Source organism: Arthrobacter sp. GQ119 (assembly GCF_059759125.1).
Genome location: NZ_JCAXEA010000036.1, coordinates 18,232 through 29,808, shown reverse-complemented (window position 1 = coordinate 29,808; position 11,577 = coordinate 18,232). Strand labels below are relative to the sequence as shown.

The following is an 11,577-nucleotide window of genomic DNA, read 5'->3' as shown; positions in this document are numbered from 1 at the left end:
GAAGGACCCACCTCCTAAGTTGACAATCACTGGTGAGAAAATCTGGAATTTTACATGGGTTCAAAACGGGGCAATTTCGGGCATTTCCGCAGGTAAACGCGATTTCGTCTACTCACCCCCAGCTAATAGTTTGTGACCACCAATGTTCAATTTGAGGTATTCGATGCGCCGATGGGATTTCAACAGGCCGCGAACTTCTGCTGACCGACGCTCAAGGGCCGGCCCTTGAGCGTCGGACCTTGGGGGAGAGGAGCAGTCCACCGTCTTAACGGACGAAGTCGGCCAGCGGGCCTGGGTCCAGGTGTTTACGCGCACGTGTCACAGCGACGTACGCCAGCCGCATCTCCTCAGACAGTTGGTCTTTGTCGCCACCCAAGGTGACTCGTACGAGCTTGTCGCCGAAGTCGTCTGCGATGCGGACGTTGTCCCATTCGAGTCCCTTGGCTTTATGTCCAGTGGAAACCACAACGGCGCCGTCAGAAGCAGCCGTTGCCGAGATGACGGCAGCCTTGAGCGCAGGGATCCCGAACCCCTCGATCAGCTTTGTCCACGTCACCAGCTCGTGCGCGCTGGAATCGTGACGGACATGCTTGAGGACATCGTCCCAGGAACTGAACCGCCTCAGCGTTCCGTGGCTTGGACGCCGCCCTTTCATTAGGTCGTCGGCGCCCTCCAAAAGGGCTAGTGTGGCGGCCAGATCGCATCGAAGCGTTGCCCGGCTGCCTTGCCTCTGTAGCTCCATGAGTTCCCATACAGCCATGGCGTTTGTACGGGTGAGCACGGCGTCAGGCAATTCGCAGGCACCGATGGTTGTGCTCTGGATGGGACTTGATCTGACCAAGTGGCGGGCGTTCAAGGCACGTAGCCAGCCGTTGGCGATTACTGCAGCGCCCTCACCGAACCGCCATGAGGTGGTCAGAGGCAGAGTGTGCGTAGCCAGGATGGTAGCCAACGCGTCCTTGCCGCCGGCAAAACCGTAGATGGACTGATTCGGGTCCCCCACGAAGACCTTCTTCAGATGCCGCTGCGCCTGGATAATTGCCGCTACAGCAGGGCTCAGGTCCTGGGCTTCATCAACAAAGAGGATCCCACCTTTGGCTCCCAGGAGCGGATCGCTCAGCAGCCACCTCTTCAGATAGTGGTCGTGCAGGATGGGCATATCGCTGACGCCGTCGTCCAGGATGTTGGCCCAGTGCTCTTCGGCCATCAGCAGGACCAGGGGAGCCAGGGCGGGACGAAGGCTGGCGGCTGACTTACCGGTGCTGACGTGGCGGGGGAGGAGTTTCCGGTTGGGGCTGTGGCAGAACCTGATAACAGTGTCGACGGCCATCTTGGTGACTTCGTAGGGCGATAACTGGCGGGCAACTTCCGGGCTGCTGAAAGCTTCGATGAATCCGGGCTCCAGCACGCCGAGACGGACAGCGGTAGCTTGGATGGGTTCAATACCTAGGCGCAGTCGAGTGAGCCAGACTGCCTTGCCGTGGCCGACGAGGTCCGCGTGGGCGAAAGCGTGGATCGTCTTAGCAGACACGTTCTTGGTGAATTTTCCTTGGGCTTCAACCGAGTTTGCCTTATTAAACGTGAGGTAGATGATCTTTGATTTCGTGGAGTTGGCGAGCAACTGCAGAGTCGTGGTCTTACCCGTTCCCGCGCCAGCAAGAATCTTGATGTCGCCTTCACCGAAGAACGCCTCCAAGATGGCATCCTGCTCATCGCTCGGCTTCCATCTCGGACGATAACCCTGCCGGACCGCAGCGAGCCTTGTCGGCACGGAGGCGCTGGCGGTCGTGTTCTTTTTCGACGATGATGGCCGGAGTGTGGGGGCACCCGAAGCGACCAGCTGCAGGAGCCTGAATGCGAGGTGCGCACCGACCCTGGCATCCGGCAGGGCACGGTGGGATGAGCTCTCTCTGATGCCGAAGTGTTCGGCGAGTGTGGCCAGCTTGTGATTCGTTCCGGTGCTGACGAACCTGCGTGCAGCGGAATAGGTACAGAAACCAATGTTGTCACCGGGTACCATCAGCGCCCGTTCAAGCTCGGACCCAAGGAACCTGTTCTCAAACGGGAGATTGTGTGCCACGACAACCCGGTCGCCAACGAAATCCATCAGCTGATGGAGGACCGCGCCGATGGGTGCTGCCGATTCCACCTCACGCTGACTTATTCCATGAATGAACTCCGCACCATGAAGATAGCCGTGCCCCGGGAAGGCGAGGCTGGAGAACTCGCGGGTCAGTTTTCCGCTGCTGTTGAACCGGACAGCGCCGATCTCAATGACCCGGCTGTGACGGGTGCTGACCCCGGTCGTTTCAAGATCGACGCAGACGAATTCGCGTTTTCCGTGAAGCATGGCAGCAACCTCTTCGATGAGCATGCTCCTGCAAAACACCTGGCCCCCAGTTCCTCGGATTCTTCAGAGTAGCTGGAGAGATCGAGAATGAGAGGTATCCTGCGTCAATCTTGAGACGGTTTTGCGGGGCCCACTCTATGTGACGGGTCATGCGTTCCCACATCTCAAGGCTGCATTTCAAACGTAACCACCTGCTGAGAAGACACGCCAGGGCACCTGCGCCTTCCTGTCAGTGCCCGGGAGCACCATGGTTCTATGACGGCACCAACGGTGGAGGCGGCGATCCATGAGCTGATGGATTTCTGCTGGAATGTTGTCTACGACCTGCTGGAAGCGCGGGGCCTGCTCGGTGACGGCTTGTTCGTCGAGGAGTACACCGGAATCCACTCCTGGGTGGAGGAGTGCACCCGCTATACCGTGGTGCACTCCCGGACAGTTGCTGTCTTGTTTGTGGACACGCGGCCGGTGGGCGCCATCGTGTTCCATCACGACCTCCTGGGCGCAGACGACCCAAAAAGCTACTTCAGCGTGCCTCAGTAAAAAGACGCTGAGGTGTCTGCCTTGTTTTGAGTGGCGACAAGATCACCTCTTGCTGCTTTCCGCCTTCCCTGACGCCATCCTGGGATCACAGCATCCAGCTGGGTCCTTTTCGCCGGATCCAGCTTCCCGGCACGGTCGTTGATGCGTTGGACGTGCAGCCACACGCCCAGGACGCGCTCTTTCTGGTCTTGGGTTTTGTTGTGCCGGGGCAAATTGTTGCCGGCTGCCCTGTACTCACAGAGCTCAACTAGGCGCTGCTTCCAGCGTGCTTCGTCATCGGCCTGTTTTGTCGATGGTTGGTGCCAGCTCGGTATGACGCCGAGGGCTTCAGCGTAGACGGGGAGAGGGTTCCATGCGCTACTTCCTGGCCGGCGGCGATGGAGCCAGATGCCCAGCGCCCGTTCCCGGTCCGGGCGGACGTCTTCCAAGTTCCGCCGGCCTGCTCCTGTCAGACGCGGCGGAGCCGGTGGCAAAGCAGCCTGATACTGGTAGACGGTCTCCCTACTGATGGTCCGCTAGCATCGAGGCCATGCCTTCCTCCTGGACCCAACCTTGGTGGACACGCCCCTCACCCGAACGGGTGGCCGAGCTGGTCCAGCTCGCTGGCAGCGGAGTTCCGAAAGCCGTCCTTGCCCGTCATTACGAAGGTTCCCCACCTGAGGCGACGGGATGACACTCTCCCGATCCAAGTTCTGCCATCCCTGGTGCCGACCTCCCTTACGCCCACTCTTATCAGCGTTTCTCCTCGTTGCCCGGAATCGGCGCTCCAAGACTGTACGCTTCACCCAATAGTGGGATAAGGACTGGGGTAGGTCACGTCATTTGGAGGTCGCGTGCGCAGCGAACACACATTGGGTTGGTACAGCCTACGGGGAACGGCATTTGTCAGCCTCGACATCGTCGAAGACAGTGTCGCGTTGGCTGGAGTCATCAACCATGAAACAACGCATCACATAGTGGCGGCGAGTACTTCGTTTGGCTATGTCCAGCAGGCCTTGGAGTCTTACCTCGACAATCCATTTTCCTCGGAAGCACACGACTCGATGCAGCAGTGCAGTGACGCCCTGTTTACAGCCAGTCGACTTCCCCAGGAAGCTGCTGCGACATACTGTGGGCTAGCGGATCTTGAGGGTGAAAAGCTGGAGGCCGCCGTTAGCAGCCTTCCAGCGTTTTATACGTACGCGTACGGCATGCTGGAAGGAATACTGCCGCGGAATGATTTTCCCCCGCTTGCCCGTGTTCGCGCTGCGAGAGCAATAGTCTGTAGGGCATTGCAGACGTCCATCCTTCAAGATTGGACTCACCTCGGACTCCACCATGTGGACTCGCTATCCGCCTACCTGGAGAATCCTCGTAACTCGCCGGAGGGACGACTTGAGCTGATCCTCGATGGGCTGTCGCGCCTTGACCCGGATAAACGTATCCGTTGGGCCGGCAGTCATATACAAGACGGGAGAAACGTTCGGCTTGTGCCGCGGAAACTTGACAAAGACTTCGACTTAGAGTTCTTTGACGTGCCGTTTGCAGGCGAGCTTGAAGCAGGCCTAAGGCGTATTTTGACCACATTTTCAGTCGTAGCTGATGAGGTAGAACTGTTGCCTGCAGGAGCATTTGAGATCGCTATCCAACCCGCGCTTTTCAGCACAAAGAACCTCCACCCGGCTGAAATAGATAACGTCCGATGTCCCGACATCGACTTCATTATGGTGGACCGAAACGTCTATGACGTGCCGCTTCCAACGGGTGATTACAAGATTCCAGCGGGCCATGCAAGGCTGCTCTTTTATAGACCTGATTCGCGTGTCCCGGTGCAGACAGTCGTATCTATCGAAGATACCCCCGCCCTCTTGAAGGCAGTAGACCCACAAAGACAAGCAACAATCTGCGTTACTGAACAAGGCGTGGTGCCCAGTGCTTCCTACGATGGGCGAAAGTCGCACAAATCTGAGACAGAACATGTCCTGAGCGAGTTACAAAAATGGACCGGAGGGCGTGAGGTTCTCCTCTACACCATGGGACAGAGACAAGGGCTAATATTAGGCACAATGTTACTCGAAACAAGTCGAGGGCCTATTCAAAACCACGCAATGTTGATGGGCGAAGACTGGGGCCTTGTCCTGTTTCGTAGCGCCGGTGACGGGGGTCCTATGCTCGTCCACCCGGTGTTATTGCACGAATGGGAGCGCCAATTGCCCCCCCTATCGTCTTCTTGTGCTATCGATATCAATGTTGAAGCTGCGGATTTTTTTCGAGGAGATACCAAGAACGTCATTCCGGCGCTTCGATTTGCCCGCTCCTTTATGGGGATGATCTTCACAGACGCGAATTGGAAGGAATACTGCGATGAGGTCGCTGCTGCACTAACGACGGCCCCGCAATACTCTATAGAGCCGCTAATTTCGGAGAGTGAATTCGGGCATGACGATACGCACGGCTAATCTCAGCCACGTTTTGGATTACTGGTCGCAACAGCGCGGGCAGTACGGTCACGGACCATATGCGCTTTTGTTATGCGGTGATGGCACCCGACTGGAAAAGCAGGCTTTCGAATTCGTCCGCCAGAATGCCGCGATGCTAGATGACATGACTGGGCCATATATCTCCATCACGCTTGTGGCGTGGCGCCTTGATTTGCCAGTAGCGCCGGCCGATGCGAGCCGCGAGCTTGAGTACTTGCACGCTGCACACTCTTGGGCTCTCGGCGCGCCGGGTGTCTACAGCCTAGCTTCCGCCTTAGACCTTCCGATTAACCGCCTCCCTATGGTCATGCTTTCGCTCGATCCGTGGGAAAACGATGAAGTTTTGTTGCTCTCGCTGCGGGACTTGGCTGACTCAGCGAATGGTGACTTTGATCGCTTTGGGGACTTTTTCGCTACACTGGCTGCCGCTTGCCGGACGTCGAGAGACGCTCCGCCGGGGAAAAGGCTTAACCTAATCCGGAAGGAAATGAGACCCACCCTTTCTGGCGGTGCCGATGCAACCTTAAAAAAGGTCTCGGAAAGTGGCGTCCTCGCTCAAATAATTGAAGGAGTGCTTAAAGGACTCGGTTTCGGCGGATAACTGTCGTAACGACCGATAGTCCATGCCCATGAGTTGCATTCAGACGCTCGGCGCGGTTTTCGGTCCCGTTTCTGGCCGTGTCTTGAAACGCCGACAAGGTGTCGTTCAAAGGAAAGCAGCAGTGACAGCAAAAATGGATCACATCCCGCCGGTTGATTCGGCCAAGTTCCTCACCGACCAGGTGACCGGGTAATCAAAACTACGAATCAGACCACGTCAGAGTTTCAGGTCGTCACCACCGTGGTGTCCGACCAGCGCAGTCAAACTGGATATACGGGGGCAATTAAACAAATCAGGGCCAGAACCTAAATGAGTTCTAGCCCTGATTTCGTTTGTTGTTGCCGGGGGAGTTCAGACTTACGCTGAAACCAGCCGGCACCAGTCAGACGTGCGCACTATATTCCTGGTTGGTGTCGGCCTAGTGAGCGGCCTGGTACTTCTCCACGATGCCAGTCTGGATGCGTCCGCGAGTGTTGACCGACATACCCTGGTCGAGCGCCCACATGCGCACAGCTTTGGCATCCACGCTAGAAGTGCTGGATTTACGAGCCGGACGGCCGCGGCCGCCGGATGTCCTGCGAGCTGCATCGGTAAAGCGTTTCAGAGCTTCTCGGAGTTCCGCCGCGTTGGATTCGTTGAGGTCAATCTCATATTCAGTGTCATCGAGGGCGAACTGGATTGTTTCGTTGGCTTCCGAGCCGTCTAGGTCGTCGGAAAGAACTATTATTGTTTTGCGTGCCATGCAATAAGACTACCGGCTTTATCTGGCCTTGGCCCACGCATAAATGCCCAGAGTCAGTAGTCCCAGAATCACAAGCCCCGGAGCTGTAGCACCCCGCCAAGCCTCTGGCATTCGATTAGTGGCATCGATAGTTGTCCAAATTGCGCCGCCAACCGTGCCCACCGTACCTGCAATCAAAAACCACAGCGGTGATTCACCGTAGTGTCCGAATACCCGTCGGCCGAGAAAGAAAATGAAAAAGCAAGCGGCTATGACAAGGAGGAGGGCCAGAATACCCCCGGGTATCCAGCCGAATGTCTGATCTAGGAGGTTGCCCAGCTTATCGCCAGGAGAGAGCGACGGTGATGGTGACGGTGTCGGTGAAACTTGCACGGGGAAACCTCCTCGCTAAGGCGAACTCCCCAGCTGCTCCGCGGTGTACCGGCAAGTGTATGGGGCACAGCGGGCGATGTCTGGTTAGGAAGTGGTTGAAATCTGGCGCGTCGTGGCCAAGGTATCCTCCAAGAATGGACTTGAGCTGGTTGAACGATTTCGGGGGATTCATCAAAGACCTCGCCACGGTGATTTTGCCAATTATCGGTGTCATGGTCGGTGCGAAGCTGACCAGCCGTTCAGCTGATGACCATTGGCTCAAGAAAGAACGTCTTACCGCCTATCTGGAACTTATGGAGCAGCTCTCGACGATGCTCAAGCAGTTCGCAGTCGGCATGAGGGTGAGCAAGTTCGGGGGACATTCACCCGGCTCCGACCATGATGACGCCAGTGTTGCCTGGGAGTGGCAGGAACAGATGGACGAGCTAGAACGCGCTGAGTTGAAAGCCAGAATCCTAGGCGGTCATCTTGGCTCCGTATACGAAAACACGGCTGACGAGCTCATCGGCGAGATGTTGGAAGCTATAGAGGACCCGGACATCACAGAAGCGGAATGGAGCGCTTTGACCAGCCGTGGACACGATCTGCGACGAGCATTAGAGAAGTCCGCTAAAGCCGACCTGGAAGTGCCGGTTATACGGAAGAAGCGTTCTTTCCTGCTGCGTCGATGACCGGCGGAATATCAAGCTTGAAGTAGCGGCATGGAAAGTAAACCGGTATTGCTAACGATTACCACCTAGCTCATAGTAGAAAGCAGAATATACAAGGTAACAATTTCAATGGCTAGCGCCCTTTACCCGCTTTTCAAACAAAGCCTGCTCTCACAAAGTCCATCAGTCGACCTGGACACGGATACCCTGAAAGTCGCCCTGGTCAACGTCTCAAGGGACTACACATATAGCGCCGCTCACCAGTACCTCTCCTCGGTGACCACATACGCTGGTACGACTGACTAGACGCTCGGCACCAAGACCGTGACTTCAGGGGTATTTGATGCGGCTGACTCCACCTTTACCTCTGTAGGTATCTCCGGCGCCAAGACCGTGCAAGCCCTGGTCGTCTACAAGGACACCGGCTCTGCTGCCACCTCCCCGCTGATTGCCTACATCGACGGCTTCACGGCTATCACTCCCAATGGCGGCAACATCACGATCACTTGGGACAATGGCGCTTCTAAGATATTTGCGCTGTAAGCCATGTCATTTCTCACCGGCACTAACACCGAACTCATCTACGCCAACACCGCCGCTGGTACAGCTAAGGCTTCGTTTACGTCGGAAGTCGCGGTACCGAAGCTGATCTGGACACTCTGTGGGTGATCGAAGGCGCCGGGACGTACGGTGCGTTACTGGCCGGCGCCGTCACTTCTGATGGCTACCTGGTCGTGGAAGCGGCACGAATGGATGCCCGTAACCGCCGCGGCGTGGGAAAGTCCGATACCGTCGACGCGCAGCGGATTGCCAAAGCCGTGCTTTCGCTCAAGCCTGAGGAGTTGCGGCGCGCAACATCATGATCCTGCGACCGTCGCGGGTGGCTGAGATGACGGCGAGGCCTCGCCCCCCGGTCTTATAGGTGGTCCACAATTCTGACGTAAACATGAATCCGTCGGCCCCTGCGGAACGGACTTTCTCAGCCATGGCCTGGAACATGGCAATCTTGGTCGTCCCGCCTTCATCCGCGGCTATTTGGAATGCCCCGATGTTTTGGCCGCCCTTGTACAGCACCATCCAGGGGAGGGCTTCGCTGTCGACGGTGAGGAATAGTGAAGCCCTGCGCATCTGGCGGGGAGCAACTTGTATGGGGTCGCCTTTGAGTTCGAAGTAGTCGCCGTAGTGCTCCCGAAGTTGTTCCAATGTCACATCGGGGTCGTGTTGAACAGAGCGAACCCGGAGGGCCAGGCCCTGTCGGGTTTCGATGTCGACGCTTTGCGAGAGTGGGGCCTGGGGCATCCAAGCCATACAGTGGGGGAGGGCAAATTCAGTGTCCGGATTGCAGGGCATGTCTGGCAGTCCCAGATTTTCGCAGTCGTGTTCCCCGCCGATGTGGAAGGAAGCGACAAGTCTCGCTATATTGCGGTACAGGCGGGTCCCGGCCTCGAGAAGTTCGGTGTCCGGTAGGGAATTCGCAACCCACATTCTGGAGATGCGGATGAGCCCTGTCCGGATTCCCTCAGGTGAACCCATGAGGAAGGCCGTGAGCAGATCGTCATTACTCGTTTCGGGGTCGACATCAATGCGACGGGTGATCGTGTCGTGATGCAGGCTGGTGTATTCCATCCACGCGACACTGTGAAGCGAAATGTCTGCCTCATGGATGACCAAGTTTCGTGCCTTATCTCCCCATTTATAAAACCGGTCCGAGGCCAGAGCAGTGTTCCAGTTCCGTAACTTTTCCTCTCCGCCGGGGATGACACGCTTCTTGCGGCTGATGGTGTCTATGGTGCTTTGGACGGTTGCCAAAAACGAGTTGTACGTACGTCGAAACTTGTGCACGTCGAAGTAGGCGTCGAGTGCGTCGTGCCACTCAGCGTGGACATCATCAAGGCGGCGGTGACTGTCGGGGACAGGGCAGGTCATCAACCTAATGTACGGGGAGATAATGCTGCCGTGAGGCGTCGGACTGCTCAAAGAGTGGTTGAGCGGCGTTCAATGAGGATGGTGTCGTGCCACTGCCCGGCGAGGTGGCTGTCGGGACTCCGTTCCGCCCATCGGCCAGTCCTGGCTTAAATGCTAGAAATTTGGCACTGGTAGGAGCTCTTCGCCCAGATCCGGCCAGTTCCAGAGTTGAAGTAATTTGGGTCGCACGTCGCTTTCCAACAGGATTGTGATCTGCGCGTAGGTGGAGGGATTCGCGACTTCTTCTCCACTCAGCAGGCCAACCACCTGTCCGTCCATAGTGTGGGTAAATCCTAGAAGGTCGTGCGTCCTTAGTAGCGCCCTGCGGATAATTTCCAGAACGTCCAGATCTCTGTCTGAGTCTGGCAGCTCGTCTGAAATTTTCCTAAGGCGATAAATTCGCCGAACTCCGTACTGTTCGCCAATTGCCGAGTGTTCCTTGTCCAGCATCATTTTGCCAAATTCGGAATCCCACAGTCGGTCGATCAACTCAGCGCTCGAGATATCCCAATCGATATCAGAGGCAATACTCAGCTTGTGTCTCCGGCCGCGGTAGAGGCCGATCTGGCAGTTGCTTCCGGCGAAAACCGACTTCTGATGAATGTTTAGGTTGCGAGCGCGAGTCAGGGCCGGACCATACTCGTTGACAGCTATTTCATGAGGAATGGTCGCAAGATGCTTTTTCCAGTCCGCCCAGCGACCATTGGCCTCAAGCTCCTTAGTCATAATTTCCGAAATCGACCCATATGCAGAAAGAAAAGCACCTAGCGAATAGCGAAACTTCTGAGGATCATGATATCCAGCTTCCAATTGGCTCGCGAAATACACGGCCTCTTTGAAGCGGTCTTCGGTGCCTGGTGTCGGGCAACCGACGACCGAATCTGCATAAATGCATTCGTGTGATCTGAAGCCTCTGGAAAAGAATGCATCGTATGATCCGTATAAGTTACTCATGAAGCCACCCCAGCCGTGTATTTCCGACATGTGTTCTGACCATACTGCCCCGTGTCGACTTCGACGTGCGAAGGTCGGGGATGGGTGTCGCAGCCATGCCCTGCCGCATGCCTAAGTAGAGCAGGTGCTGAGCGAGACCTTCGCCACCCACTTCAGGCTCGTGTTCAGAGAGGTCCAGGGCATCTACCCGTCACTGACTCGCACTAGTCCGCCGGGGCGCGGCGCAATATAGGCCAAGTGCGGTCCCTTGGAAGGGCCGCAACATGCAGAAATCAGCGCATACTCAAAGCGACGACGCTTCTACCTCATCCCATGCGGTCCGTGTGGGCTCCAGCCGTCGAGAAACGGCACAAGGTCTTCATCGCGATAGTCTGCCAGGACGGGAACCTCGATGGGGCGAAGCAGAGGATCCTTGGCGTCGATGTAGTCGCGCGCCCATGCCAGCCAGGCAAGCCCGCGATTGCGCGTTGACGACCAAGTGCTGGACGTTGATCCCCCATGGTCCGGGTCCGGATACCGGTGCCCGGTCATGATGGCCACAGCGTCTGTTGCGGAGATGTCCTTTCCCACCAGCGCAACGGCTGCTGTGTCTGTTCGTGGTGGATGCCGGCGCTGGTGTTGGCTAGATATGTACCCGTCAAACGTTGCCTGCTGGCTCCCTGACGGCTCCTGGCTGCATGGTCCGAAGCCCTTGTCGGCACACAGATGGACCTGCGTAAGAATCCCGTCGGCCAGGGGGATTCGGGCAGTCACCGGTATGGTCACGGGTTGCCAGCGGGTCTCCAACTCCAGGAAGCCGTCCCCGAAGAAGCCGGCCCGGCAGTGAGCGCACCCGTAGGCCAGGTAAGTCTTCTCTGCCTGCTTCGAACTGCGCATCCGCAGTGGAGCCAGAGGCGGCAGGCCGCCTTTGCCAAGAACCGCTGCAACATCGCCAGCGATCAGAG

At 57.1% G+C, this 11,577-nt stretch carries 11 protein-coding genes and 1 pseudogene; 6 read left to right on the top strand and 6 right to left on the bottom strand.

What is annotated here, in order from left to right; translation table 11 throughout:
- Positions 1 to 265 precede the first annotated feature (265 nt).
- A complete protein-coding gene (locus tag AC6CH3_RS22500; protein WP_498134542.1) occupies positions 266 to 2,374 on the bottom strand; it encodes an exonuclease domain-containing protein in 2,109 nt (702 codons plus the stop codon).
- A 231-nt stretch (positions 2,375 to 2,605) separates the two neighbouring features.
- Between AC6CH3_RS22500 and AC6CH3_RS22495 the strand changes: the two genes are divergently transcribed.
- A complete protein-coding gene (locus AC6CH3_RS22495; RefSeq protein WP_498134541.1) occupies positions 2,606 to 2,890 on the top strand; it encodes a hypothetical protein in 285 nt (94 codons plus the stop codon).
- Here AC6CH3_RS22495 and AC6CH3_RS22490 read toward each other — a convergent pair.
- Entirely contained in the window at positions 2,884 to 3,318 is a 435-nt protein-coding gene (locus AC6CH3_RS22490; protein WP_498134540.1) for a helicase associated domain-containing protein, read from the bottom strand. The two genes, AC6CH3_RS22495 and AC6CH3_RS22490, sit on opposite strands and share 7 nt — an antisense overlap.
- 405 nt (positions 3,319 to 3,723) lie before the next feature.
- Here AC6CH3_RS22490 and AC6CH3_RS22485 point away from each other — a divergent pair, with 405 nt between their 5' ends.
- Positions 3,724 to 5,328 (top strand): hypothetical protein, encoded by a 1,605-nt coding sequence (locus tag AC6CH3_RS22485; protein ID WP_498134539.1) that lies wholly within the window; start codon positions 3,724 to 3,726, stop codon positions 5,326 to 5,328.
- The gene (locus tag AC6CH3_RS22480) at positions 5,309 to 5,950 is read left to right on the top strand and encodes a hypothetical protein (RefSeq protein WP_498134538.1); all 642 of its coding nucleotides are present in this window, start codon (positions 5,309 to 5,311) and stop codon (positions 5,948 to 5,950) included. The genes AC6CH3_RS22485 and AC6CH3_RS22480 overlap by 20 nt, the downstream gene beginning before the upstream one ends.
- Before the next feature lie 418 nt (positions 5,951 to 6,368).
- Here the strand turns inward: AC6CH3_RS22480 and AC6CH3_RS22475 are convergent, their stop codons facing one another.
- Positions 6,369 to 6,692 (bottom strand): histone-like nucleoid-structuring protein Lsr2, encoded by a 324-nt coding sequence (locus tag AC6CH3_RS22475; RefSeq protein ID WP_498134537.1) that lies wholly within the window; start codon positions 6,690 to 6,692, stop codon positions 6,369 to 6,371.
- 506 nt (positions 6,693 to 7,198) lie between these two features.
- On the opposite strand from AC6CH3_RS22475, the gene AC6CH3_RS22470 reads away from it, so the two are divergent.
- The 3 genes and pseudogenes from AC6CH3_RS22470 to AC6CH3_RS22460 all read left to right on the top strand — a co-directional run.
- Positions 7,199 to 7,735, top strand: a complete 537-nt coding sequence (locus tag AC6CH3_RS22470) for a hypothetical protein (protein WP_498134536.1) — start codon at positions 7,199 to 7,201, stop codon at positions 7,733 to 7,735.
- Positions 7,736 to 8,038: 303 nt separating this feature from the next.
- Positions 8,039 to 8,257: a hypothetical protein gene (locus AC6CH3_RS22465; RefSeq protein ID WP_498134535.1), complete on the top strand. Its 219-nt coding sequence runs from the start codon at positions 8,039 to 8,041 to the stop codon at positions 8,255 to 8,257.
- 86 nt (positions 8,258 to 8,343) lie between these two features.
- Positions 8,344 to 8,565, top strand: a pseudogene (locus tag AC6CH3_RS22460) (IS110 family transposase); the annotation flags it as partial.
- Here the strand turns inward: AC6CH3_RS22460 and AC6CH3_RS22455 are convergent.
- From AC6CH3_RS22455 to AC6CH3_RS22445, 3 genes are all read right to left on the bottom strand, one after another.
- Complete coding sequence (locus tag AC6CH3_RS22455) at positions 8,543 to 9,640, bottom strand: Ea47 family protein (RefSeq protein WP_498134534.1); 1,098 nt, start codon at positions 9,638 to 9,640, stop codon at positions 8,543 to 8,545. The pseudogene AC6CH3_RS22460 and the gene AC6CH3_RS22455 overlap by 23 nt on opposite strands.
- Before the next feature lie 153 nt (positions 9,641 to 9,793).
- Positions 9,794 to 10,663 carry a hypothetical protein gene (locus tag AC6CH3_RS22450; RefSeq protein ID WP_498134533.1) on the bottom strand — a complete coding sequence of 290 codons (870 nt, stop codon included), beginning with the start codon at positions 10,661 to 10,663 and terminating at the stop codon, positions 9,794 to 9,796.
- Between the two features lie 270 nt (positions 10,664 to 10,933).
- Positions 10,934 to 11,509, bottom strand: a complete 576-nt coding sequence (locus AC6CH3_RS22445; RefSeq protein WP_498134532.1) for a hypothetical protein — start codon at positions 11,507 to 11,509, stop codon at positions 10,934 to 10,936.
- Positions 11,510 to 11,577: the final 68 nt, after the last annotated feature.

Excerpts from the sequence above, each read along its gene's own strand:
- AC6CH3_RS22495 (WP_498134541.1), top strand. The coding sequence starts at position 2,606 with ATGACGGCACCAACGGTGGAGGCGGCGATCCATGAGCTGATGGATTTC.
- AC6CH3_RS22470 (WP_498134536.1), top strand. The coding sequence starts at position 7,199 with ATGGACTTGAGCTGGTTGAACGATTTCGGGGGATTCATCAAAGACCTC.
- AC6CH3_RS22450 (WP_498134533.1), bottom strand. The coding sequence starts at position 10,663 with ATGTCGGAAATACACGGCTGGGGTGGCTTCATGAGTAACTTATACGGA.
- AC6CH3_RS22475 (WP_498134537.1), bottom strand. The coding sequence starts at position 6,692 with ATGGCACGCAAAACAATAATAGTTCTTTCCGACGACCTAGACGGCTCG.
- AC6CH3_RS22480 (WP_498134538.1), top strand. The coding sequence starts at position 5,309 with ATGACGATACGCACGGCTAATCTCAGCCACGTTTTGGATTACTGGTCG.
- AC6CH3_RS22455 (WP_498134534.1), bottom strand. The coding sequence starts at position 9,640 with ATGACCTGCCCTGTCCCCGACAGTCACCGCCGCCTTGATGATGTCCAC.
- AC6CH3_RS22445 (WP_498134532.1), bottom strand. The coding sequence starts at position 11,509 with ATGCGCAGTTCGAAGCAGGCAGAGAAGACTTACCTGGCCTACGGGTGC.
- AC6CH3_RS22500 (WP_498134542.1), bottom strand. The coding sequence starts at position 2,374 with ATGCTCATCGAAGAGGTTGCTGCCATGCTTCACGGAAAACGCGAATTC.